This is a genomic window from Thalassobellus citreus (assembly GCF_044385915.1).
In the GTDB taxonomy this organism is placed as follows: Bacteria; Bacteroidota; Bacteroidia; order Flavobacteriales; family Flavobacteriaceae; genus Thalassobellus; species Thalassobellus citreus.
The window spans coordinates 65868-89694 of sequence record NZ_JBISCC010000121.1 but is presented as its reverse complement, the minus strand read 5'-3'; the positions used below and the strand labels follow the sequence as shown (position 1 = coordinate 89694).

Below are 23827 nucleotides of genomic sequence, written 5' to 3'. Positions count from 1 at the left end.
AATATGTATATAGAACAAGCATTTAAGGGTTTACATGAGTGGTGGCGTTATTTAATTGGTTTAATTGTTATATTTTTTGCTTGGCAATTTATAGGCATGATTCCTTTAGGTGTTGCTTTAGTTTTTAAAGTCATGGGATCTGGTGATATGCCAACTACAATTCCTCAAATGAGTGAGGTTTTGGGGAGTAATTTGTTTTTATTTTTAATGCTACTTTCATTTGCTTTTGGATTACTTGGTGTTTTTCTTTCCTCAAAAGTAATTCATAAACAGTCAATAACTAGTTTAACAACTTCAAGAAGAAAGATAGATTGGAAACGCTTTTGGCTTATGTTTATAGCTTGGGGAGTTATTTCAAGTAGTTTTGTTTTAATTGAATATTTTACAACACCAGATGATTATCAAATAAACTTTCAGTTACAACCGTTTTTAATACTCTGCATAATAGCTATTGTATTAATACCGCTTCAAACAAGCTTTGAAGAGTACTTTTTTAGAGGCTACTTAATGCAAGGTTTTGGAACTATATTCAGAAATAAATGGTTGCCACTTGTTATAACTTCAGTAGGTTTCGGTTTAATGCATATAATGAATCCTGAGGTAGAAAAGTTAGGGCCAATTATTATGATTTATTATATAGGTACTGGTTTCTTTTTAGGAATTATGACTTTAATGGATGATGGTTTAGAGCTTTCGCTAGGGTTTCATGCAGCTAATAATTTGTTTACAGCACTTTTAGTAACAGCAGATTGGACCGCATTTCAAACGCATTCTATTTTAAAAGATTTGTCTGATCCTTCAGAAATGGGAATTTCTCAAATTGTTGTTCCTGTTTTTGTTGTTTTTCCAATTTTACTATTTATTCTTTCTAAAATATATAAATGGGACAACTGGAAGGATAAATTATTAGGAAAAGTAGTGGAACCACCGAAAGAAAACTATAAATTTATTGACGAAACAGGAAGCGATATTCAATAATAAATTATAAAATATGATACCTAATTATACCAATGTACATTTAAAATTCAAGTTAGATAATTTAAGTTATAAGTATGAGGACCTTATGGAGGTTGCTTATAGTTATGTAAAAGAAGGCTTGCCTTATCAACAAGAATTGGGGAATTTTTTACTAGATTGGTTAGATAGACATGAGTATATTATAGTTAAAACATCTGGGTCTACAGGGAAACCTAAAAATATAAAGATACAAAAACAAGCTATGGTTAATTCTGCTATAGCAACGGGAGATTTCTTTAAATTAAAGCCTGGAGATAAAATATTAAATTGTTTACCATCAAATTTTATTGCTGGTAAAATGATGATTGTTAGAGCTATTGTACTCGGTTTAGAGTTAGATATGGTACAACCAACTGCACTTCCACAAATAGATTACGAAAAAGATTATGATTTTTGTGCGTTCACACCTATGCAACTTAAATACTTTGCCAAGTATTTAAAGAGTATTAAAACTGTTATAGTTGGTGGTGGTCAGGTGTCAGAGGCTATTGTAGAGTCTATTAAAGACAAAAAAACTCATATCTATGAAACTTATGGAATGACAGAAACAGTGTCTCATATAGCGGTAAAAAAGTTGAATAATTTTGAAGATACAGACTTAAATTCTAGTTTTAATACTTTACCAGATATTAAGGTTTCTACAGATGAAAGAGGTTGTTTGGTTATTAATGCACCGCATCTTTCTGAAGAAAAAATAGTGACTAACGATTTGGTTAAAATTCATTCAGATACTAGTTTTGATTGGTTAGGACGATTTGATAATGTTATCAATTCTGGAGGTATTAAACTATATCCAGAACAAATAGAAAAAAACCTTAGAAGCAAAATAAAAGAACAATTTTTTATTACATCTATACCAGATGATACTTTAGGCGATAAATTGGTTTTGGTTTTAGAAAGTAAATCAAATACTTTAGATCCGTCGGTTTTTGAATCTTTAGGAAAATATGAAAAACCAAAAGAAGTATTTGTAATAGATAAGTTTATCGAAACATCTTCAGGAAAGATTCATAGAACCAAAACTCTAGAAGCTATCAGTTTTTAAATTAAAACTGTAACGTTTTATCTTATTTTACTACCAATAGAAAATTAGTAATTATGAATTTTTTTAAGCGTGTTTTATCAACCATAACCGGTCTTTTTGTATTTCTAATCATCTGTTTTTTCGGATTAATTTTCTTAGGAGCACTTTTGGGGTCAAATTCTGAAGAACTTGTTCATGTTAAGGATAATTCAATTTTAGAACTAAAATTAGATTTCCCTATAAAAGACTATGCAGGTAAAACTGTTTTTAAAGATTTACCAGTTTTAGATCACGATGAAAAAAATGGACTTTTCAATATTATTGATGCTATCAATTACGCAGCTATCGACGATAAAATTAAAGGCATTTCAATAGATAATAACTTTATTGATGCAGGTATTTCACAAACAAAGGCATTAAGAGACGCTTTAATTAAGTTTAAAGAATCAGGTAAGTTTATTGTGGCTTACGCCGATATTTATACCCAAAAAGATTACTATTTAAGTTCGGTGGCAGATACTATTTATATGAATCCTGTTGGGGTGCTTGAATTTAAAGGATTATCTTCTGAACGTTTATATTTTAAAGACTTTCAAGAGAAAACTGGAGTTAAGATGGAAGTAATTAGATTGGGTAAGTACAAGAGTGCTGTTGAACCCTTTTTAGCAAACGAAATGAGTGATAACAACAGAGAGCAAATTACGGTGTATTTAAATTCGCTTTGGAATGAGATAAAGCATGATGTTTCTTTAAGTCGAAATATTTCTGAAGAACGTTTGAATACAATTGCAGATAGTTTGTTAGGTAGAACTTCTAATTTAGCAAAAGCATCAGGACTTATAGATAAAATAGCCTATCATGATGAATATATAAACGGAATAAAACAAGCCATTGATGTTGAGTTCGATGATGATTTAAAAACCGTAGAAATAGCTGATTATGCCGAATTAGTAGCTTCTAAACTAAAAGCAAATTCAAGTAAAAATAAGATTGCTGTTATTTATGCCGAAGGAGATATTATTTATGGAGAGGGCGATGAGAACAATGTTGGACAAGGTAGCATGAGTAAATCTTTTAAAAAGGCAAGAGACGATGATAAGATAAAAGCCATTGTATTACGCATTAATTCTCCAGGTGGAAGTGCGCTTGCAAGTGAATTAATTTGGAGAGAAATAGAATTAACTAAAAAAGTAAAACCTGTTATTGTTTCTATGGGTAATTACGCAGCTTCAGGCGGTTATTATATAGCATCTAATGCTAATAAAATAATTGCAGAACCAACAACTATTACAGGAAGTATTGGTGTATTTGGTATGTTACCAAACGGAAAGGAGCTAGCTGATAATATAGGTGTTAATGCAGAACAAGTCGTTACCAATAAAAATGCGGTTTCATATAGTTTTTTCGAACCTTTAAATGATGAACAACGTGCGTTTATTAAAGAAGGCATTATTGATGTTTATGGTTTATTTACAAAACGTGTTGCCGATGGAAGAAATCTAACTAGAGAGCAAGTAGAGAACATCGCACAAGGGCGTGTTTGGACAGGAACTGATGCTTTAGAAAATGGTTTGGTTGATGAATTAGGCGGATTAGATTTAGCTTTAAAATATGCCGCGGAAGCAACCGAAATACAGGATTATAAAATTAAAGAATTCCCTGTTTTTGAAAAGGATTTAGATAAAATATTACAGGATTTTGGCTTAGTAAAAGCTAAAGAAACACTTCTAAAAGAAGAGTTAGGCGAAGAAAATTATAAAATGCTTAAACAGGTGAAAAGAATGTCTGAGAAAAAAGGCATACAATTATTGTTTCCTTTTGGTACGGATATAAAATAATTAATTCCTGTGAAAACAGGGATCTTAAAAACTAAAAAGAGACTTTTTTATAAAAGTCTCTTTTTTTATGCTTTCACTCATTCAAAAAGGCACTTCACTCATTGGTGGTTTTAAAATAGAGTAGTTGGGTTTAGTTTTATGCTAAACATAAAAATCAACTATTATGAAAGCACTCTTTAAATTTATTATTGCATTGACAATTTCAATGCAAATTCATGGGCAAGAAAGATTAGTTACAGGAAAAATTTCAGATGAATCGGGATTACCACTTCCAGGTGTTTCAGTATTAATTAAAGGAAGTAGTACAGGGGTATCAACAAATTTTGATGGATTATATCAGATAAAAGCAAAAGACTCAGATGTTTTGGTGTTTTCGTTTATAGGTTACGTAACAGAAGAGCGAACAGTGGGTAAATTAACTACAATATCATTTTCTTTACAAGCAGATTTTCAGTCTTTAGATGAAGTTGTAATTGTTGGGTATGGTTCACAGAGACGAAGTTCTATTACGGGTTCTGTATCAGCAGTAAGTTCTCATTCCGTTTCTAAGTCAGAGCTCAAACGTCAAAAACAAAAAGCATATCATAGTCAATTAGCAAATCAAATTCAATCTAATAATTCTGTTCCAAAAGCTTTACAAGGAAGCTTAGCAGGAGTTTCGGTAGTTAATACTTCAGGTAAAGAATCTAAAATTCGCATTAGAGGAATAGCTTCAATTTCAAATAAAAAAGAACCATTAGTTGTTGTTGATGGAGTTGTTTCTTCTTATAAAGTATTAGAAAATATAGATTCAAATAATATTAAAGCTATTGATGTATTAAAAAACTCAAATGCGTCAGCAATTTATGGAAATAGAGCACCTAATGGGGTAATTCTTATTTCAACTAAAAACAGCAAGCAAAACAATAAAGAAAAGACTTTGTATATAGTTGATGGTATGCCAATTAAAAAAGAAAATAATTATGTTATTGAGAGTTTTAAAAAAGATGATATTGATAAACAAAAACAATACAATAAAACAGAAGCAAAAAAGAAGTTTGGTGAAATAGCAAAAAACGGTTGTATTGTTATAACAACGCATCAAGGTAATTTTAGAATCAATAATAATGAAAGTTATTCAGTTATTGAAGAGAACAGTTTTGAAAGAACGTCTTTAGCTCCGTTATCAACATTCTCAATAGATGTAGATAAAGCTTCGTATAGTAACATTAGACGTATGATTAATAATGGAATGGCAATAGAACCAGATGCTGTTAAAATTGAAGAAATGATTAATTATTTTAATTATGATTATCCGCAACCAACAGGAGATCATCCTTTCTCAATCAATACAGAAGTAGCAAAAACACCTTGGCATGATGATACTAAAATTGTTAAGATAGGTCTACAAGGAAAAACATATTTAAATGAGGAATTGCTAGCATCAAACCTTACTTTTTTAATTGATGTTTCGGGGTCTATGGGGGCTCAAAACAAATTGCCATTATTAAAATCGGCGTTTAAATTATTGGTTAATCAATTACGGGAGCAAGACAAAGTATCAATTGTTGTATATGCTGGTGCAGCAGGAGTGGTGCTTGAACCTACCTCTGGTAAGCACAAAGAGAAAATAATAGCAGCTTTAGATCATTTAAATTCAGGTGGTTCAACAGCTGGTGGAGCAGGCATAAAATTGGCTTATAAACTAGCAGAAGAAAATTTTAAAAAGAGAGGAAACAATAGAGTGATATTAGCTACAGATGGCGATTTTAATGTAGGAGCATCAGGTGATAAGGCGATGGGAAAACTTATTGAAGAAAAACGTAAATCAGGTGTGTTTTTATCTGTTTTAGGATTTGGATATGGAAATTATAAAGATTCAAAACTAGAAACATTAGCAGATAAAGGAAATGGCAATCATGCTTACATAGATAATATGCAAGAAGCCCAAAAGGTATTTGGAAAAGAATTTGGAGGAACTCTGTTTACTATTGCTAAAGATGTAAAAATTCAAATAGAATTCAATCCTAATAAAGTACAAGCTTATAGATTAATTGGTTATGAGAATAGAATGCTTGAAGATGAAGATTTTGTAGATGACACTAAAGATGCAGGTGAATTGGGGAGCGGACACACAGTTACAGCTTTATATGAAATAGTTCCTGTTGGAGTTAAAAGTGAATATTTAAAAGATGTTTCAGATTTAAAATACACAAAAATACAAGTAGAAGATAACCATTCTGATGAATTGTTTACGGTAAAATTTAGATACAAAAAACCAGACGAAGACAAAAGTATTGAAATGGTTCATGTTCAAAAAGATGAAGTTACAGAAGCCTCTGAAGATTTGAAATTTGCATCGGCTTTGGCGTTATTTGGTATGCAATTGAGACAATCAAAATATCATAACAATTCAAAAATAGATGATGTTATTGCTTTAGCTAAAACAGGAAGAGGAAATGATGAAGATGGCTATAGAGCAGAATTTATAAGGTTGGCGTCTTCTTATCAAAGCTTATAGTTTTAACATAAATCGCCTATACATATTTGTAAGGCGATTTTTTTATTTAAACCTGAATAACTCCCAAATTAAACTTTTTCTCAATAGGAGCGTGGTTAGCAGCTTCAATACCCATAGAAATCCATGTTCTGGTATCTAATGGGTCAATAATAGCATCCGTCCAAATACGAGCAGCCGCATAATAAGGAGATACTTGGTTGTCGTATCTATTCTTTATTTTATTATATAATTCTGCTTCTTTTTCAGGTGTAATCTCTTCGCCTTTTTTTAGTAAAGAAGCTTTTTCAATTTGTAAAAGTACTTTGGCGGCAGAGTTTCCGCTCATAACTGCAAGTTCTGCACTTGGCCATGCAACTATTAATCTTGGGTCGTATGCTTTTCCGCACATCGCGTAATTACCAGCACCGTAACTATTTCCAATAATAATGGTGAATTTTGGAACAACCGAATTACTTACTGCATTCACCATTTTAGCACCATCTTTTATAATACCTCCGTGTTCACTTTTGCTACCTACCATAAAGCCAGTAACATCTTGTAAAAATACTAACGGAATTTTCTTTTGGTTACAATTAGCAATAAAACGCGTGGCTTTATCGGCACTATCATTATAAATAACACCACCAAATTGCATTTCGCCTTTCTTTGTTTTCACTAATTTACGTTGGTTAGCAACTATACCAACTGCCCAACCATCAATTCGGGCGTAGCAAGTAATAATTGTTTGTCCGTAACCCGCTTTATATTCATCAAACTCCGAGTTATCAACTAAGCGTTTAATAACTTCATACATATCATATTGGTCTGCTCTAGACTTCGGGATAATTCCGTAAATATCTTCAGGGTTCTCTTTTGGTTTTTTAGTTTCCGATCTATTAAATCCTGCCTTATCGTAATCACCAATTTTATCAATAATATTTTTGATGGTATCTAAAGCATCTTTATCATCTTTAGCTTTATAGTCGGTAACACCAGAAATCTCACAATGCGTTGTAGCACCTCCTAGCGTTTCATTATCTATAGTTTCTCCTATAGCAGCTTTAACTAAATAGCTTCCAGCTAAAAATATACTCCCTGTTTTATCAACTATTAAAGCTTCATCACTCATAATAGGCAGGTAAGCGCCTCCAGCAACACAGCTTCCCATAACAGCAGCAATTTGAGTGATTCCCATACTGCTCATTATGGCGTTGTTTCTAAAAATACGTCCGAAATGTTCTTTATCAGGAAAAATCTCATCTTGTAATGGTAAATACACACCAGCAGAATCTACCAAGTAAATGATTGGCAATTTGTTTTCAATAGCAATTTCTTGAGCTCTTAAATTCTTTTTTCCAGTAATAGGAAACCAAGCACCTGCTTTAACCGTAGCATCATTGGCTACAACAATGCATTGCTTGCCTTTAACATATCCAATTTTAACAACAACACCTCCAGAAGGGCAGCCACCATGTTCTATATACATGTCTTCTCCTGCAAAAGCAGCAATTTCAATAGACTTAGATTTAGAGTCTAACAGATAATCAATACGCTCTCTAGCAGTCATTTTGCCTTTATTGTGTAGCTTTTCAATACGCTTTTTTCCGCCTCCTAAACTTACTTTTGTTAGACGTTTATTTAGTTCGGAAATAAAAAGTTTGTTATGATCTTCGTTTTTATTGAAGTTGATGTCCATGTATATAATAATAGTTTGTTGCTAATGTACAAAAGTTGACATTCCTGTGAAACAAGAATTTTATTATTTGAATTCATATTATGTTAATGAAATCACAAATAATATTACATGGTAATATATTCCTTGGAATATAAATATTTTTTATTTACATTTGTACTATAAAAATAGAAACACATGAAAAATATAATCGCTTTTGCAGGATCAAATAGTAAAAATTCAATTAATAAGGAATTAGCTATTTATGCTGCTAGTTTAGTTGAAAACGCAAATACAAACGTTTTAGATTTAAATGATTTTGAATTACCGCTTTACGGAATTGATTATGAAATAGCACATGGAATTCCAGATAATGCTCAGAAGTTTTTAGATATTATAAAGGCGTCTGATGGGATTGTTTTATCATTAGCAGAACATAACGGAGCCTATGCAACAGTTTTTAAAAACTTGTTCGACTGGATGTCTAGAATAGATGGTAAGCTATGGAGCGATAAACCAATGCTTTTAATGGCAACATCTCCAGGAGCTAGAGGAGGTGCTACAGTTTTAGAAATAGCAAAAGGACGTTTTCCTTATATGGGAGGAAATATTGTTTCAGATTTTTCTTTTCCATCTTTTGGAGATAATTTTTCTGATGGAAAGATTATCAATGAAGAGTTAAATTCAGCATTAAAAAGTCAAGTAGAGCTTTTACAGAAAGCACTATAATTTAAAACGTAGAATTTAAACTGAAAACTGGATAAATGGGGGATCTTTCAAAAGATATAAATTCAAAATTTGTAAATAATAAGGTAAAAGCTTTGTTAAATATTATTTATACAGCTAATTGGATAAGTAGTAAACAAAATGCGTTTTTTAAACCTTTTGGAATTTCTCCGCAACAGTTTAATATTTTAAGAATCCTTAAAGGTGCTGGTGAAGCTATTAATGTACAAACCATTAAGGAACGTATGGTTGAACGTGCTCCTAATGCTACACGACTCATGGATAAGCTCTGTGATAAAGAGCTAATTAATAGATTACCTTGTCCTGGAGATAGAAGAGTAGTACATATAGAAATTACTAAAAAAGGTTTAGAGCTTTTGGAAGCTATTTCTATAAACTTTCAAGACGATCTTTTAGAAAACTTAAATGAAGCAGAAGCTATTCAGTTAAGTGACTTATTAGATAAAATAAGATAAAAAAATTTACATATTTATTTTCCATGGAAAATAAATACTAAAAAGAAATAAAATGAAAACAAATAGAATAAAATCAGTAGGGCGTAGCGATTTTGTAAATATGGGCCCTATAAGATTAAGACAACCACTACCAACTCAGAATATTGATATGGTAGATCCATTTATATTATTACATCATTACGGACCTTATCATATTTCAAAAGATCAAAATCCTTTTGATTTGGGGCCGCATCCACATCGTGGTTTTGAACCCATTACTTTTATATTTCAAGGAGAGCAGTTGCACCGCGATTCATTAGGAAATGAAAGTATTGTGAAGGCAGGTGATGTACAATGGACAACAGCCGGACGAGGTATTGTTCATGCCGAAGGACCTTCAAAAGACTTTGTGAAGCAAGGTGGTTATATAGAAGGAATTCAACTATGGCTAAATTTACCAGCTGAAAAGAAAATGATTCCTGCTAATTATCAGCATGTTAAAAGTGAAGATTTTAGAGTGGTTACTTCTGAAGATGAAAAAGTTAATATTAAAATTGTAGCAGGTGAGTTACAAGCTGTTTATGGACGTATTCAAACTCAAACACCAGTAAATGCTTTTGTTATAGACGCTAAAGAAGGAGGTCTTTACAATCTTGAAATACCAAAAACACATCAGTCTATGTTATATTTAGTTAATGGAAGTGTTTTAGTAAATAACTCTGAAATGTTAAAACTAGATAAAAATCAAATGATAACATTTAATCAAGAAGGAGAAGGTGTTGTAATTGAAGCAAAAGCAGATAGTAAATTGTTGTTTTTATCTGGAGAACCTTTTAACGAAGCCGTAGCAACTTACGGACCGTATGTAATGAATACACAAACAGAAATTTTGGAAGCTATGCGCGATTATCAGGCAGGTAAAATGGGCTTTCTTCCAGTAAGTTAATTGTCTAGCAAGGTTTTTTTAACCTTGTAGATATAAAAAGTGATTGAAATGAAAACAATAATTCACAAAGCAGATACACGAGGTTATGCAAACCATGGTTGGTTAAAATCGTACCATAGTTTTAGTTTTGCAGGGTATCAAAACCCAGAACGTATGAATTTTGGAATGCTAAGAGTGCTTAATGATGATTTAGTACAACCAAAAATGGGGTTTGGAACACATCCACATCAAAACATGGAAATTATTTCTATTCCATTAAAAGGTGCTTTATCGCATCAAGATAGTATGCAGAATAAACGTGCTATTGAAGTTGGAGAAGTGCAAGTAATGAGTGCGGGTACAGGTTTAACACATTCAGAATTCAATGATAGTAAAACTGATGAAACAAACTTTTTGCAATTATGGATTATCCCAGAAGAAATGGGCGTAACACCAAATTATGAGCAACGAAAGTTTGAACGTGTAAATCAAAAAAACAAACTTCAAACTGTTGTAGCGCCTAAAGATAAATTAGAAGGAGATGCATTGCCAATAAGTCAACAAGCCTATATTTATCGTTCAGATTTAAATGCAGGTCATTCCATATCATTGGAATCTAAAGATGAAAATAATGGGTTTTATGTGTTTGTTGTAGATGGAGAGGTTACTGTAGCTGATAATAAGTTACAAGAAAGAGATGCTATTGGTGTTTCAGAAACGGATAGCATCTTAATAGAAGCAACTAAAAATGCTGAGTTAATTATCATAGAAGTTCCTATGAATTAACAGAAAAGAATACACAGAAATTATATTGATTGCAAAAAGCACCTATTTTAGGTGCTTTTTTGTATAAAAATACGATATTTGCGTTTCGACTAACCATCAAAACAAAAGATTATGGCAATGAATAAAAATACGGTTTTAGCTTGGGCTACAACTATTATGATTTTAGTAGGATTAGGATTAATAGCATTAGGTGCTTTTAGATACGATGATGTTGCGGGCTGGGGGTTTGCAGCTGTTGGTTTTGGTTTTTTTGCAATCGCATGGGTATTTAACGCTTTAAAAGGTAGAGTATAATGAGTGACGATAAAAAAGTAATTTTTTCAATGTCTGGTTTAACCAAGACATTTCAAGGTGCAAATACACCTGTTTTAAAGAATATTTATCTAAGTTTCTTTTACGGAGCTAAAATTGGTATTTTAGGTCTTAATGGATCTGGTAAATCTACTTTATTAAAAATTATAGCAGGCGTTGATAAGAATTTTCAAGGTGATGTTACCTTTTTACAAGACTATTCAGTTGGGTATTTAGAACAAGAGCCTCAACTTGATGATGATAAAACGGTAATGGAAGTTGTAAAAGAAGGAGCCGCAGAAACGGTTGCTATTCTTGATGAATACAATAAGATTAACGACATGTTTGGTTTAGAGGAAGTATACTCTGATGCCGATAAGATGGAAAAACTAATGAACCGTCAAGCCGAACTTCAAGATCAAATTGATGCTGCTGGTGCCTGGGAATTAGATACTAAATTAGAAATAGCCATGGATGCGCTTCGTACGCCTGATGGTGATAAAAAAATAGGCGTACTTTCTGGGGGTGAAAAGCGTAGAGTAGCGTTATGTCGTTTGCTTTTACAAGAACCAGATGTATTACTATTAGATGAGCCTACCAACCACTTAGATGCAGAATCTGTACATTGGTTAGAGCATCATTTAGCACAATATAAAGGAACTGTAATTGCCGTAACGCACGATAGATACTTTTTAGATAATGTAGCTGGTTGGATTTTAGAATTAGATAGAGGTGAAGGTATTCCTTGGAAAGGGAACTATTCGTCTTGGTTAGATCAGAAGTCTAAACGTATGGCTCAAGAAAGTAAAACAGCTTCTAAACGTCAAAAAACTTTAGAGCGTGAGTTAGATTGGGTACGTCAAGGAGCAAAAGGACGTCAAACTAAACAAAAAGCGCGTTTAAAGAATTACGATAAGTTAATGAGTCAAGATCAAAAACAACTTGATGAAAAGCTTGAAATATACATTCCTAACGGACCACGTTTAGGAACCAATGTTATTGATGCTGTAGGTGTAGCAAAAGGCTATGACGATAAGTTGTTGTATGATGACTTAAACTTCAACTTACCACAAGCAGGAATCGTTGGTGTTATTGGTCCTAATGGTGCTGGTAAAACAACTATTTTCAGAATGATAATGGGAGAAGAAACTCCAGATAAAGGTGAGTTTAAAGTTGGTGATACTGCTAAATTAGCATATGTAGATCAAAAACATTCTAATATAGATCCAGAGAAAACCATTTGGCAAAACTTTAGTGATGAACAAGAACTAATTTTAATGGGCGGAAAAGAAGTGAATTCTAGAGCTTATTTAAGTCGTTTTAACTTTTCTGGAGGCGAGCAAAACAAAAAAGTAAAATTACTTTCTGGTGGTGAGCGTAACCGTTTGCACTTAGCAATGACACTTAAAGAAGAAGGTAATGTATTGCTTTTAGATGAGCCTACTAATGATCTTGATGTGAATACATTACGTGCTTTAGAAGAAGGTTTAGAAAACTTTGCAGGTTGTGCAGTGGTAATATCGCATGATAGATGGTTTTTAGATAGAATATGTACACATATTTTAGCCTTTGAAGGCGATTCTCAAGTATATTTCTTTGAAGGTTCTTTCTCTGATTATGAAGAAAATAAGAAGAAACGTCTTGGTGGCGATTTAATGCCAAAACGAATTAAATACAAGAAATTAGTTCGATAATATATTTCAAAATTGGACACACAAAAAGCCTGCATTTGCAGGTTTTTTGTGTTTTATAAATAAGTATTAATTCTATTCATAAATATGTCCTGAGCCTACTTTGTAATTATTTATTTCAAGATTCATTATAAACTCTTTATTTACTTCAAATTTTTTGAAACTTTTTTTTAATTGTTCTTCTAAAAAAATGCGACGATATAATATTTCTATAAAATAAGTTCCGAAAAAGGTTAATACTAGATACGCCATAATTGGTACGATATTAATTGTTATATAAATGTCCTAATTCTACTTTGTAACCTGAAAGATCTATGTCATCAATAGCTTTTATGTTTTCATTAAAAGCATTAATGTTTTTTGCATATTCTTCTTCTGGAGTTACATCGTATATAAGATTATCGTTATTTTTTGTTAAGAAAATAATCAATAATAGAGCAATATCAAATATTGTAATTAAAATCACTGAATCCATAAGTTGAAGTTTTTTAAGAAACATTATCAATATACTAAGCTAATTTACTAGATTAGTAAGTTAAATAAAAACTTGAAGGTATGTTTTCGATAAAGTGTAAAATGTAAGTAATTGTTTTTAGCGTTTGTCTTCACTTAAACACAATTCATAAGGACCACCAGGTAAAGTCATACCTTCAGGAAAAGATTTGTTGAATACGGTTAATTCACTATAATAACATTTCTTATTTGTTTTAACTATTTTAACAAGCATTTTATCACCTACTTCTATAGGTAACTTTTTGTTAAAAACTTTAGAGCAAACAATTTCGTATTCACAGTCATTTTTCCATAATACATCCCACATCATTTCTAAATTACCACTGCTGTAACTTCCTTGTATACTGTCTTTTCTAATAGTGATTTTATCAGGTAATCCAGGGTAATAAAACTCTCCGTTTTTGAAATTTTTACAATTCAATTTTTGTGAGAAACTAAAAAGAGAGTAAAATAGAAAAATTAATATAATTGAAGATTTGAATCTTGTATTCATAATTAGACTTTAATTACCACCATACATATGGCCATCAGTAAAATCTTTGTATTCCTCTTTTTCTTTAGCTAGTTTTTCGCTTATTTCATCAAGACGTTTGTTTTCTTTTTTTAATAGATAAGATTTTCTAACCCCTAAAATCAATATAATAGCAAAAAATGCAGTTACTATAGCTAAAACCACAACAACAGTAGCTTGGTCTATAAGAAATATGGATAAAGGATAAGATGCAGATAGCATATAAGGCATAAATAATGTTAATAACGAATCAAATATACTATATTTTTATTATTACACAATTAGTAAGATAATTAAGGCAGGTTATATTTAGTATAAATATATTACCTATAAATAAATTAAAGTGGTTGTTTAAAATGTAACATTTTAAAAATTTATTATACAAATAGATTAAACAAGATAACTTAGAAATATTATTTATAAAGTAAATATTTACTTTTAGAAATGATATTTTTTAACGAAATTGCTTACCATAAAATAAGTTCAACTTTAAATAACGAGTATCAACATGTCAGACGATTTTGATTTATTAGAAACCTCTTTAAACGAAAAAACCGAAAAAGTAGATGTTAATTGGGGCAAAGCCATAGACACTATGAAATCTAAATTGTCTCAAGAAGACGATCCAGAAGTCCGTCAAAAAATATTAAATGCCACTTTAGATGATGTAGTTCATATGGCAGAAAAGGACAGAACATCGCTTTTAGATGCTATTAAAGATTTAACCGATTATCAAGATGAGGTTGGAATCATGTTCGAGAAGTTTTCGTCACTTAATGCTACAGAGCAAAAAGTAATTGACGATGCTCAAAAAGCTTTAGAACGTGCCAGAATAGAGTTAGAAGATGCTGAAGCTAAACCAGACACTTGGTGGAATAACCTTTGGGGACGAAAAAGTAAAATTAAAAAAGAGCAAGAAGAATATAAAGCTGCCGAAAAAGTAAGAGCTGGTGCCGATAATAAAGCAAAGGCCATGTTTCAAGAGCGTATAGAAAGTGCCGATGTGCAAACGCTTTTAAGCGAATTATCATATAAATCTCAAGCAGCAGTTACACGTTTAAAAAACCGTGAAGTAGAGATTAAAGAAGTAGAAGAAAAGCTAAAAGATGCGATTGTCGAAGCTTCTAAAAATCATACCAAAGCTTTAGAAAAGAAGAAAGAAGTAGAAGCTAAGTTAGAAGAGCAATATGCGTTATTAAAACAAGCACGTCAAGAATTAGAAGATATTGCCGATAAACAATCTACCGAATATTCAGAGGCTATTGGTAAAATGACTGCTTTAGAACAAAAAGTAGAAGAGCTCGAAGGTCTTAAAAATGCGTATACAACCTTGGCTGCCAGTAAAGACAGTTTTGTGCACAAGCACAATTTAACTATTAAAGTGTTAACCTCTTTACGTAGCAATTTGCAAACACATCGTGCTAAACTTAAGTCAGACACAGAAGAGCGTCTTAAATATTACGATGGTTACGTAGTGGCTTTAAAAGCAAGAACCGATCAAGAATTTGCAGCTATTTTAGAGCATTTAGGTGTAAAAACCGATGAGCATATTGGAGAAACCCTAGCATCTATGCATACGGCAAGTGCCAAAGCACGTCAAGATATGATGGATAATATTCCAGTACACGAAAAAGTAATGCAAGGTGTTTACAGCAGTTATGCCGAGGCTTTACAAGAAATTCGTGCTAAAGATGGCGAGATTCAAAAGAATTTTGCAGAGCGTTACGGTATCGATATGAAAGAGATTTTTGAAGATTACTATAAAGCAGATGCTAATAAACCATCTGGAGATGATGGCGAACCAGAAGGAAAACCAAAACCAGAAGCTAACGACGACGATTTGTTAAGTTAAAATAATTTTTGTCATTCCCGCGAAGGCGGGAATCTCATTAAATAAGCCTTAAGTTTAAATCTTATTTCTGTTTTGCGTTAGGGATTGAACGGTATGTTTGAGCTCACCGACAAAGGAGGAAGCGAGTAGTAAAAAGTAACGCCCAAATTAATTAACAATTGTCAATTATCAATTGAAAAAATGTCCATAAATAGCATTGTAACACCTTTAGATTCTGCCATACTCGATTCCAAAGAGCATTACGTTTTTTATCATAAAATGATAGATTTTGCTTTTAAAGAATTGATTGTTGCTGTTCAAAAAGAGCAACTTTGTAACGAACAAGAAGTGTTATTATTCAAACAATATTGCGATTTACTTTTGTATTCTATTGAAGCCATGCGTATTAAATATATGTATGACGAAGAGGATAATATGAAGGTAGATTTAACCGAATCTGGTTTTCCTAATTATTTAGAATTTAGATACTTATTCAACGATTTAGAATTACGAAATGAGTATTTAAATAAATTAACGCCCATTTCTACTTTAAAAGAAGAGTTTCTAGAAACCTTAATGCATAAAAAACAACCTATTAAAAAAAGTAAGTTGTTTCAAGCATCTTCAATAGTGTATTATTCTTCGGTAAAAAAGGAATATATATTTAACCGATTTGTTCAAGGAAAAATTATAAATGCACCAAAAGATTCTGATGCCGATTTAATGGTTAGTTGGAGTTTTTACGATGTATCTCATAACCGACCTTTTATATGTTTCATGTATTTTAATTATGATGGCAAACGTATAAATGATGATAAAGATGAGATTTATGAGGTATTAAAAACCACATCTGATAGAGATATGAGTTTAGACACCATGGCGTATACTATTGATAAAAGATTATCAAAAGTATCGCCAAAGTTTATAAAACGAATAGATTTAGGTCCCATACATAATGTATTTGCAAAAGATGAAAACGAGGTAACACATGCTATTTTACAAAGTATTGCAAAAAAAGAAATACCGTTAGAATCGTATGCCATTTCTTTAAGAATAAACGAAGTAAAGTCGGGAAGCGAATTTAAAGAAGGTAGTTTTTTTAATAAACAAACACTTCAAAAATGGGACGATGTATTTAAACAAAAATATGTGTTTGCACCGCATCGTATTATTCAATTATTATACAATAAAACGCCAGAAATATTAGATAGCTTAGCAAAAGTACCTATTGAAGTAGCTGGATTGAAAATAGATTTGAAAAAGTAAACAGTAGCAGTATTCAGTTACTGTAAACTGCGACTGAGACTGAAAACTAAAAGAAAATGGAACACAACTCAACATTCCCAATAAAATTAAGTGAACTTGATATGCTTCGTGATGAAGCAGCATCGTATTTAAAAAGTATTCAATGGGAGCAAGGTTCTCGTGCTAAGAATAAAGACAAGGACGCTAAAGACGAATCTATTTTATTGTATTTATCACGTGCAAATAATGGTAGTTCTACCGAAGTAACTTCGGTTTCAAAAACCATTTTAGCTTTAAAAAAGCGATTATTGCCAGATTCGGTAGCCATTCCTATTTACTTAAATCAAACGCTTTACGCAGTACAAGAAGGTATTACATTGGGTATCTGGATTAAAGATAGCTATTATGATGCGTCTGGATTATCGGCTTTAAACGAAAACAAATCGGCATTAGATAATAATGGAAAACGAGAGTTTGAAAGCAAGATGCACACAGCAACAGCATTTATGTTATTTGCTGCTTCGTATAAAATATTAAACGACTTAAAACCGCATGCATCTGATGATTTATCTGTAATGAAGCAAAAATTTGCTGGTATTCCAGAGGTTTCATTAATGTCGCCTATAAAAGGATTCTCATGTAGTTTGTTCTATTATGACAAATATTTAGGGCATCCAGAAATTGTAAAGTCCGATAAAGATGTGATTGATTTTACCGTCGTGTATTTTGAAGCTTTAATTGATGAAATTCAGTTACGTAAAAGCTCGTTAGAATATACCACAAGTATAGAAGATAGAACCTATAAACTTGAAAATTCAGAGTTTGCTGTTTCAGGTTGGAATAATGTATTTCAAGGGACTGCACAAAGCATCGAATTCAATAAAATTAAGTTCGAACAAATTGTAGGTAATCGTGATGCGAAGCATTTTGCACGTCGTTTAACTGAACGCATGTTGAGTTACGATTTTACAGCCAAAAAGAATCCGTTTCAAGAACTAGGTGGTTTTATGCCTGTATTTATGGGCTACGGTATTCCTGGAACAGGAAAAAGTATGCTTATTGCTGCAATTGCTACGCGTTTAAAAGAGCATTGCGATACCTTAGATATTCCGTTTTTGTTTCACCCCATGCCAGATACTTTAATTAGTACCTTTCAAGGTGGTTCTGCTGAAAAAATGGTAGAATGGATGAAACCATTACAAGATCCCACAAAATTAATTTTCGCACCTATTGATGATGCCGAAAATAATTTACAAGAGCGTACGGCTCAAGGTGTTTCTGCAGGTGTAAAAGAAGTTATTGGTGTCTTTTTAAGGTATACCGAAGGTGCTTATGCTGTAAATTACGGTAATAGTTCTATTGGTTTATTTACAAATTTACCAGAAATGCTAGATAAAGCAGTGATTTCACGTGTGCAAGGACGTTTTAAAATTGATGGTGCACGAACAGAGCATGATTTTTTAGATCAAGATCATTTATGGTGGCGTAAACTAGATGAAACTATGCCCGATTTTGTAAACATGCAAGGACCAGAAAATTATGCGTATCTACAAGATCAAGGTTTGGCAAAAAACATGGGGGAAATCTTAAATGTAAGCGATAAACCAACAGAGGCGCGTGTTCATGAGATTTATGATAGAGTAGAAAAACAGTTTAAATCAAATCAACATTTATTTTATGCTAATTTGTATAAAGAAATGCAAAAGGCGTTTCCGTTCTTTTCATCACGTGATGTTAGAAATATTCAAAGTACGGTGTCACTACGTTTAACCGATTTTGATTTGGAAGAAGATTGGTTTGAAAATCCAGAAATCTACTTTAAACAAGAATATGATAAAAAGTTTAATATGCTTCAAGAATTGATGCGTGCCAATATGAAAGGTTTAAATTTTTCTGAAATTCGTCGTCAAGAAGTGGTGCGCTATTTAGATAATGTAGCAACTATTGCTGATACCGATTTTAAACGAAAAGTAGATGCTCGCGTTAATCAATTAAACATAGAAACGGAAGCAAGAAGATCATTTGAAAATGAGCGATAATCATATTAAAAATATAGAAAAGAAACTACTTTCAGATAATTATTATATTCTTAATAGAGTAAAATTCGATTATTTAATGAGTAGTGGTGTTTGGGTAAACCAAATGCGTGAGGTTTATGATAGAGGAGACGGTGCTGGTATTTTGCTTTATAATAAAGAAAAACAAACGGTTATTTTAACGAAACAGTTTAGAATGCCAACTTATCAAAATGATAATAAGGATGGCTTTTTAGTCGAAATTGCTGCAGGTATGTTAGATAAAGATAATCCTGAAGCCTGTGTTATAAGAGAAACCGAAGAAGAAGTAGGGTACAGATTAAAAGAGGTAAAGAAAGTATACGAAGCTTATTCATCGCCAGGGGTTATGACAGAGAAAATGCATTTTTTTGTTGGCGAGTATACCGATGACATGAAAGTTAATGATGGTGGCGGTTTAGAAAGTGAACATGAAGATATTGAAGTATTAGAACTTCCTTTTGAAAAAGCAATTGACATGCTTAATAATGGAGATATTCAAGATACAAGAACCATTGTATTATTGCAATATGCGATAATTCATAAGTTATTGGCGTAAAACGTTGTTATTCCTGCAAAGGCAGGAATCTGTTTTAAAATAAAAGAGAATATTAAAAATGATTAAATTTATTATTTGTGATTTTTAAATAAATAATAAGTAACAATAAATAATGAGATTTCTGCCTTTGCAGGAATGACAAAAATGAACAAATTAAAAGAATCCAATTTATACAGAAGTGAACTTATTTCCGTAAGCGGAAAGTTAGTTGAGCGTTATAATAAATGCTTAGTAAAACTTGGTTTTACTGAAACGAAGCTAACAACTTTTCATATTGACGGTATAGGTTGGAGCCCTGAAATAGCTGAAGAAAAAGAAGAAGTTCTTTATCTAAATAATGGAGAAGCAAATCCACACGGAATTATTATTTCTCCTTTACAAAAAGGGAAACCTGTGTATTTGCCTTTTCATACGTTTGATAGAGATATCATGAAATATGTATTTAAAGTTCATGAAGATAAGATAAAGAACATTACTCGCGATTGCGCTATTTGTTTAGATTTCGATCAAGGAATTGATGCTTTTTACGAGCCTTTAGATGTTTTAAAATATAATAAGGTTACAATTCATTTTCATTTAATCAATGATTTAGTCAATATTCAAAAAAAACAATTAGAACTTATTAATGTTTTTAATAGAGATAATAATTTTATTGATGAAACCATACATGAGCAATTATTAAATTCCGCGAAAGCGTATGGAGATTTACGTCATAGAGATTTAGATTTACATGAATTACAATACACTACAGATTCTTTTTATACGAGAGCTTTTGGAGGTGTGTATGTATTACGCGATTTTATAACGCCTATCATTGTTTTTGAAGATAAAACATGGTATAAAGAAGCTATAAAAGACACTAATTATGAAGTGTTGATTTATCATATTGAGCAACCAGAACTCATGGAAAAATTGCGCGATCACGTAATAATTGAGTACGATTTAGAAAAAGTTGTTAAAACCAAACGATATGAGCGCATTAAGAAATTCGAAATGTCTCAATATTTAAAAGATACACAACACCCTATAAAAGACATTTTAAACGATCCTATTTTATATAAAAGTTATCTAAATAAATTAGATATACAATCGCGTAAAAAGGTAATGAGTGTAGAACGTTATCTTGAAAAGATAGAAACAAACAATGAATTTAAAATAGCCGATATTGTCGATTTAAAACTTTTTGAAGCCCTACACCAACCACATTCATCGTTAGATGCGAAGCATCAAGATTTAATTTGGAAACTGTTAGTTAATGTATCGGCTAAAGATGTGTTGTTTTGGTATTGGTACGATAAAGAAGCGTTTTATTCTAGTTTTAAAACTTGGGACGATTCGCTAAAAGATTGGACTATTGAAACAATTAGTAACAATATTTAATGATTATAGACTAATAAATTAAGGACGAAGCTAGAAGAATGAAGTTAGAAGTTTTTATCTTTATGAATATAATTTAGGACATGAAATTTAAATTTGAAGATTTAATTATTTGGCAAAAAGGAATGGATTTAGGAGAAGATATGAATAATATAGCCCGTAAATTTCCTAAAGATGAGCTTTATAATTTATCTTCTCAATTAAAAAGGGCTGCAGATTCTATTGCATTAAATATTTCTGAGGGCTCTATTTTGCAGTCTGGACCAGAATACAGAAGGTTTTTAGGGTATTCAATTCGGTCAATAGCAGAAGTTGTTACTTGTTTGCATAAAGCAAAAAGAAGGCAATATTTTTCTGAAGATGAATTTTTAAAATATTATAAAGACTGTTTTGATTTAATGAATATGACAATAGCATTCAGAAATAAAATAAAAAATTAATGCATAAGTGTAGGAGGCTTCAAGCTTCCAACTTCATGCTTCAAACTTAACATCATGGGACTAGAATTAGTAATTTTTATTGCAGCCATATTATTTGGAATCTTTTTGTACTGGAGAGAATCTAATGGCAATGGAGCATATCGATTTTTAAATAAAATTGTTAATAGTAAAGAACTACAAATGACAGCTGATAATCCAAAAGGTTTTGTTTTTAAACAAGCCTTTTTACCTCGGTTAATCTTTGTTGTTAGTTTAGTTTTAATAGCTGCTTTAATTATCGAATTTTTAACACCAATTTCTGTATTTGCAAGTTATTATGGTATTTCGGCATTTGCTTCGTTTGCAGCAGGAACGCTAATAGGTACTTATATTGCTAATTTTGTAATTAAATCTTCTAAAGTTATTGAAGAAAAAAGTGATTCTTTGGAGGATATAGTAAGTGATACTATTGATAAAGGAAAAGACTTTATTGAAGATTTAAAAACCAAAGAAGCAGAAGTAATTGAAGAGCAAGAGCCAAAAGAAGCTCCAAAAAAGGTAGAGAAGAGTGCTAGAGAGCGATTAAAAGATAAAGGACTTATGTAAAGTCTTCAGTGGCAGTAAACAGTATTCAGTTTAAAATATTAGTGAATTCGTGCTAAAAAAAGTATAAAATGATTAAAAATTATTGGAATAAAGGAAAAAAACAAAAAACAATCACCATCATTGTTTTGTTGATTTTGTTAATCGTATTATTTGTAATGCGCGACGATTATCAGCCAGCTTTGTTATTTGTTAGAAAGTTCATTTTCATCATTTTATTAAGTGGTATTGTTTTGTTTCTTGGTTTACGAAAATTCAGAAAATCGGCTACTACAGGAGGTAGATTAGGTCTTTTAGCTTTATTAGTGATTTTCTTTGGGATTTTATATGCTGTAGGTTGGCATTTTAAAATGTATGATTATATGAAAACATATAACGTTTTTAATAATTTGAATAGAATTGAAATTAATGAATTACCATTAACACAAAATGAACGTATTCAGCCATTACGAAATATATTTTCTATGGCGAATGAAAGTGTAGGGGAAACCAAGGATGTATCATTGCCTCACTTGGTAAGAATTGAAGATGAAAATAAATGGACAATGGCCATTCAACCTACCGAAAAGTATATGTGGCAAGGTATGACTGATAATACTGAAGAGATTTTTGCAGTGTCTAGTACCACACCGTTTCCTAGGTTTTCTAGTGAAAATAGAATTCCGGTTACTTTTTCTATCGGTGAATCTTTAAAATTTAGTCGAAACACATATAATGCAGTTGTGCAACGTTTCAATCCTTGGATGCTGTTTAATTATGAGCCAAGTGATACGTTTTACATGAAGAATGATACTGGGCAGTGGGTAGAAGTTGTAAGTTTAATTAAATGGAAAGGTTTTTTATTTCCGTATCCAACTTTTGGAGGTGTTATGGTAATTGAAAATGGCGAACACGATTTTAATGATTATATAGAGCGTATTTTAATAGGTATGGGCACATTTATTAGTCCTGAAGATATGAAAAATCATCCGTATTTAACACGTCAAAATACTTTATCTGAAAAAGTATCTCAGTTACAAGCAGAATCTTTAAAATTTTTAGGAGGTTTTAGCGATCCATTACCTTGGAATATGGAAACGGCAGTGAAAATACCAGAAATGCCTAAAGACCAAAATCAGCAACCTTATGTAACTGATTTTGATTTTTCAGACACCAATTCTGGAGCTTATAGCGGATTATATCATTGGTTTGGTTTAGAGCCTGTAGGTAGTGAGCGAACTAGTTTAAGCTATAGTGTGTTTGTACCATCAGATGGAACAAATACATTGTATTATTACAACCATGCCGCTAAAAAACAAGGTTATGCAGGCGTTTCGGCTATGCCATTAAAAGTGCAAGAATCTAGAAAAGAATACGATTGGTCGGCAAATACACCTGTAGAGTTTAGACCCTATATTAAAGATATTGCTGGTAAAAAGCGTATGTTTTTTATGGGAACCGTATCTTCTATAAGTAAAGAAGATTCGCAACAGTTTGATGGCTCTGCAACGCCCGATTTAGTTTTGGTTGATAGTGAGTATCGTGATGTCGTTTGGATTGATGTAAAACACCCAAGTCAATGGGATAAAACGGTTTACGATCAATTAAATGAAGCATGGCGTTCTAGCGAAAAAATTGGTTATTATTTTGTTGAAGAAACAAAAGAAATTGATTTACCTGAAATTGTAAAAGATTCTGTTAGTGTAATACCTATGGTTGATGAAAAAGCTGAAGCTATTAAAAGATTACAAAAACAGATTGATTCTTTGAAGGCGGTAGGAAATTAAATGATTGTCATTTCGACGAAAGGAGAAATCTCATCAATAGGCGTC

Annotated in this window: 23 protein-coding genes; 18 read left to right on the top strand and 5 right to left on the bottom strand. The window is 31.7% G+C overall.

Annotation, left to right across the window (positions count from 1 at the left end; genetic code table 11):
- The first annotated feature begins 3 nt into the window (after nt 1-3).
- The 4 genes from ACH5TX_RS06550 to ACH5TX_RS06535 all read left to right on the top strand — a co-directional run bounded on the left by ACH5TX_RS06550 (nt 4) and on the right by ACH5TX_RS06535 (nt 6379).
- The gene (locus ACH5TX_RS06550) at nt 4-978 is read left to right on the top strand and encodes a CPBP family intramembrane glutamic endopeptidase (protein WP_439338729.1); all 975 of its coding nucleotides are present in this window, start codon (nt 4-6) and stop codon (nt 976-978) included.
- A gap of 13 nt (nt 979-991) precedes the next feature.
- The gene (locus ACH5TX_RS06545) at nt 992-2062 is read left to right on the top strand and encodes an AMP-binding protein (protein ID WP_439338728.1); all 1071 of its coding nucleotides are present in this window, start codon (nt 992-994) and stop codon (nt 2060-2062) included.
- 53 nt (nt 2063-2115) lie between these two features.
- Nucleotides 2116-3879, top strand: coding sequence for a signal peptide peptidase SppA (gene sppA / locus ACH5TX_RS06540; protein ID WP_439338727.1), 1764 nt, complete (start codon nt 2116-2118; stop codon nt 3877-3879).
- Nucleotides 3880-4042: 163 nt separating this feature from the next.
- The gene (locus ACH5TX_RS06535; protein ID WP_439338726.1) at nt 4043-6379 is read left to right on the top strand and encodes a vWA domain-containing protein; all 2337 of its coding nucleotides are present in this window, start codon (nt 4043-4045) and stop codon (nt 6377-6379) included.
- A gap of 46 nt (nt 6380-6425) precedes the next feature.
- On the opposite strand, the gene ACH5TX_RS06530 is transcribed toward ACH5TX_RS06535, so the two are convergent.
- Nucleotides 6426-8054 (bottom strand): acyl-CoA carboxylase subunit beta, encoded by a 1629-nt coding sequence (locus ACH5TX_RS06530; protein WP_439338725.1) that lies wholly within the window; start codon nt 8052-8054, stop codon nt 6426-6428.
- A gap of 174 nt (nt 8055-8228) precedes the next feature.
- Here ACH5TX_RS06530 and ACH5TX_RS06525 point away from each other — a divergent pair, with 174 nt between their 5' ends.
- The 6 genes from ACH5TX_RS06525 to ettA all read left to right on the top strand — a co-directional run bounded on the left by ACH5TX_RS06525 (nt 8229) and on the right by ettA (nt 12907).
- The gene (locus ACH5TX_RS06525) at nt 8229-8759 is read left to right on the top strand and encodes an NADPH-dependent FMN reductase (RefSeq protein ID WP_439338724.1); all 531 of its coding nucleotides are present in this window, start codon (nt 8229-8231) and stop codon (nt 8757-8759) included.
- A 35-nt stretch (nt 8760-8794) separates the two neighbouring features.
- On the top strand, nt 8795-9232 hold the full coding sequence (locus ACH5TX_RS06520) for a MarR family winged helix-turn-helix transcriptional regulator (RefSeq protein ID WP_439338723.1): 438 nt from the start codon (nt 8795-8797) through the stop codon (nt 9230-9232).
- A 52-nt stretch (nt 9233-9284) separates the two neighbouring features.
- Nucleotides 9285-10157 (top strand): pirin family protein, encoded by an 873-nt coding sequence (locus ACH5TX_RS06515; RefSeq protein WP_439338722.1) that lies wholly within the window; start codon nt 9285-9287, stop codon nt 10155-10157.
- Between the two features lie 48 nt (nt 10158-10205).
- On the top strand, nt 10206-10922 hold the full coding sequence (locus ACH5TX_RS06510; RefSeq protein ID WP_439338721.1) for a pirin family protein: 717 nt from the start codon (nt 10206-10208) through the stop codon (nt 10920-10922).
- 111 nt (nt 10923-11033) lie between these two features.
- A complete protein-coding gene (locus ACH5TX_RS06505; protein ID WP_439335450.1) occupies nt 11034-11216 on the top strand; it encodes a CAL67264 family membrane protein in 183 nt (60 codons plus the stop codon).
- Nucleotides 11216-12907, top strand: a complete 1692-nt coding sequence (gene ettA, locus ACH5TX_RS06500; RefSeq protein WP_439335451.1) for an energy-dependent translational throttle protein EttA — start codon at nt 11216-11218, stop codon at nt 12905-12907. The genes ACH5TX_RS06505 and ettA overlap by 1 nt, the downstream gene beginning before the upstream one ends.
- A gap of 72 nt (nt 12908-12979) precedes the next feature.
- Here the strand turns inward: ettA and ACH5TX_RS06495 are convergent, their stop codons facing one another.
- The 4 genes from ACH5TX_RS06495 to ACH5TX_RS06480 all read right to left on the bottom strand — a co-directional run bounded on the left by ACH5TX_RS06495 (nt 12980) and on the right by ACH5TX_RS06480 (nt 14159).
- Nucleotides 12980-13156 (bottom strand): hypothetical protein, encoded by a 177-nt coding sequence (locus tag ACH5TX_RS06495; protein WP_439335452.1) that lies wholly within the window; start codon nt 13154-13156, stop codon nt 12980-12982.
- A gap of 13 nt (nt 13157-13169) precedes the next feature.
- Nucleotides 13170-13379, bottom strand: a complete 210-nt coding sequence (locus ACH5TX_RS06490) for a hypothetical protein (RefSeq protein ID WP_439338720.1) — start codon at nt 13377-13379, stop codon at nt 13170-13172.
- Between the two features lie 117 nt (nt 13380-13496).
- On the bottom strand, nt 13497-13838 hold the full coding sequence (locus ACH5TX_RS06485; RefSeq protein ID WP_439338719.1) for a hypothetical protein: 342 nt from the start codon (nt 13836-13838) through the stop codon (nt 13497-13499).
- Between the two features lie 81 nt (nt 13839-13919).
- Complete coding sequence (locus ACH5TX_RS06480) at nt 13920-14159, bottom strand: hypothetical protein (RefSeq protein WP_439338718.1); 240 nt, start codon at nt 14157-14159, stop codon at nt 13920-13922.
- Between the two features lie 277 nt (nt 14160-14436).
- Between ACH5TX_RS06480 and ACH5TX_RS06475 the strand changes: the two genes are divergently transcribed.
- The 8 genes from ACH5TX_RS06475 to ACH5TX_RS06440 all read left to right on the top strand — a co-directional run bounded on the left by ACH5TX_RS06475 (nt 14437) and on the right by ACH5TX_RS06440 (nt 23782).
- Complete coding sequence (locus ACH5TX_RS06475; RefSeq protein WP_439338717.1) at nt 14437-15780, top strand: microtubule-binding protein; 1344 nt, start codon at nt 14437-14439, stop codon at nt 15778-15780.
- A 180-nt stretch (nt 15781-15960) separates the two neighbouring features.
- Nucleotides 15961-17025 (top strand): hypothetical protein, encoded by a 1065-nt coding sequence (locus tag ACH5TX_RS06470; RefSeq protein WP_439338716.1) that lies wholly within the window; start codon nt 15961-15963, stop codon nt 17023-17025.
- 56 nt (nt 17026-17081) lie between these two features.
- A complete protein-coding gene (locus ACH5TX_RS06465) occupies nt 17082-19043 on the top strand; it encodes an AAA family ATPase (protein WP_439338715.1) in 1962 nt (653 codons plus the stop codon).
- Complete coding sequence (locus tag ACH5TX_RS06460; RefSeq protein ID WP_439338714.1) at nt 19033-19617, top strand: NUDIX domain-containing protein; 585 nt, start codon at nt 19033-19035, stop codon at nt 19615-19617. The genes ACH5TX_RS06465 and ACH5TX_RS06460 overlap by 11 nt, the downstream gene beginning before the upstream one ends.
- A 144-nt stretch (nt 19618-19761) precedes the next feature.
- Nucleotides 19762-20997 carry a DUF6638 family protein gene (locus ACH5TX_RS06455; protein WP_439338713.1) on the top strand — a complete coding sequence of 412 codons (1236 nt, stop codon included), beginning with the start codon at nt 19762-19764 and terminating at the stop codon, nt 20995-20997.
- Between the two features lie 80 nt (nt 20998-21077).
- Complete coding sequence (locus ACH5TX_RS06450) at nt 21078-21434, top strand: four helix bundle protein (protein ID WP_439338712.1); 357 nt, start codon at nt 21078-21080, stop codon at nt 21432-21434.
- A gap of 54 nt (nt 21435-21488) precedes the next feature.
- The gene (locus tag ACH5TX_RS06445) at nt 21489-22019 is read left to right on the top strand and encodes a hypothetical protein (protein WP_439338711.1); all 531 of its coding nucleotides are present in this window, start codon (nt 21489-21491) and stop codon (nt 22017-22019) included.
- Between the two features lie 68 nt (nt 22020-22087).
- Nucleotides 22088-23782: a hypothetical protein gene (locus ACH5TX_RS06440; protein ID WP_439338710.1), complete on the top strand. Its 1695-nt coding sequence runs from the start codon at nt 22088-22090 to the stop codon at nt 23780-23782.
- Nucleotides 23783-23827 lie beyond the last annotated feature (45 nt).

Excerpts from the sequence above, each read along its gene's own strand:
- ACH5TX_RS06550 (WP_439338729.1), top strand. The coding sequence starts at position 4 with ATGTATATAGAACAAGCATTTAAGGGTTTACATGAGTGGTGGCGTTAT.
- ACH5TX_RS06545 (WP_439338728.1), top strand. The coding sequence starts at position 992 with ATGATACCTAATTATACCAATGTACATTTAAAATTCAAGTTAGATAAT.
- sppA (WP_439338727.1), top strand. The coding sequence starts at position 2,116 with ATGAATTTTTTTAAGCGTGTTTTATCAACCATAACCGGTCTTTTTGTA.
- ACH5TX_RS06535 (WP_439338726.1), top strand. The coding sequence starts at position 4,043 with ATGAAAGCACTCTTTAAATTTATTATTGCATTGACAATTTCAATGCAA.
- ACH5TX_RS06530 (WP_439338725.1), bottom strand. The coding sequence starts at position 8,054 with ATGGACATCAACTTCAATAAAAACGAAGATCATAACAAACTTTTTATT.
- ACH5TX_RS06525 (WP_439338724.1), top strand. The coding sequence starts at position 8,229 with ATGAAAAATATAATCGCTTTTGCAGGATCAAATAGTAAAAATTCAATT.
- ACH5TX_RS06520 (WP_439338723.1), top strand. The coding sequence starts at position 8,795 with ATGGGGGATCTTTCAAAAGATATAAATTCAAAATTTGTAAATAATAAG.
- ACH5TX_RS06515 (WP_439338722.1), top strand. The coding sequence starts at position 9,285 with ATGAAAACAAATAGAATAAAATCAGTAGGGCGTAGCGATTTTGTAAAT.
- ACH5TX_RS06510 (WP_439338721.1), top strand. The coding sequence starts at position 10,206 with ATGAAAACAATAATTCACAAAGCAGATACACGAGGTTATGCAAACCAT.
- ACH5TX_RS06505 (WP_439335450.1), top strand. The coding sequence starts at position 11,034 with ATGGCAATGAATAAAAATACGGTTTTAGCTTGGGCTACAACTATTATG.
- ettA (WP_439335451.1), top strand. The coding sequence starts at position 11,216 with ATGAGTGACGATAAAAAAGTAATTTTTTCAATGTCTGGTTTAACCAAG.
- ACH5TX_RS06495 (WP_439335452.1), bottom strand. The coding sequence starts at position 13,156 with ATGGCGTATCTAGTATTAACCTTTTTCGGAACTTATTTTATAGAAATA.
- ACH5TX_RS06490 (WP_439338720.1), bottom strand. The coding sequence starts at position 13,379 with ATGGATTCAGTGATTTTAATTACAATATTTGATATTGCTCTATTATTG.
- ACH5TX_RS06480 (WP_439338718.1), bottom strand. The coding sequence starts at position 14,159 with ATGCCTTATATGCTATCTGCATCTTATCCTTTATCCATATTTCTTATA.
- ACH5TX_RS06475 (WP_439338717.1), top strand. The coding sequence starts at position 14,437 with ATGTCAGACGATTTTGATTTATTAGAAACCTCTTTAAACGAAAAAACC.
- ACH5TX_RS06470 (WP_439338716.1), top strand. The coding sequence starts at position 15,961 with ATGTCCATAAATAGCATTGTAACACCTTTAGATTCTGCCATACTCGAT.
- ACH5TX_RS06465 (WP_439338715.1), top strand. The coding sequence starts at position 17,082 with ATGGAACACAACTCAACATTCCCAATAAAATTAAGTGAACTTGATATG.
- ACH5TX_RS06460 (WP_439338714.1), top strand. The coding sequence starts at position 19,033 with ATGAGCGATAATCATATTAAAAATATAGAAAAGAAACTACTTTCAGAT.
- ACH5TX_RS06455 (WP_439338713.1), top strand. The coding sequence starts at position 19,762 with ATGAACAAATTAAAAGAATCCAATTTATACAGAAGTGAACTTATTTCC.
- ACH5TX_RS06450 (WP_439338712.1), top strand. The coding sequence starts at position 21,078 with ATGAAATTTAAATTTGAAGATTTAATTATTTGGCAAAAAGGAATGGAT.
- ACH5TX_RS06445 (WP_439338711.1), top strand. The coding sequence starts at position 21,489 with ATGGGACTAGAATTAGTAATTTTTATTGCAGCCATATTATTTGGAATC.
- ACH5TX_RS06440 (WP_439338710.1), top strand. The coding sequence starts at position 22,088 with ATGATTAAAAATTATTGGAATAAAGGAAAAAAACAAAAAACAATCACC.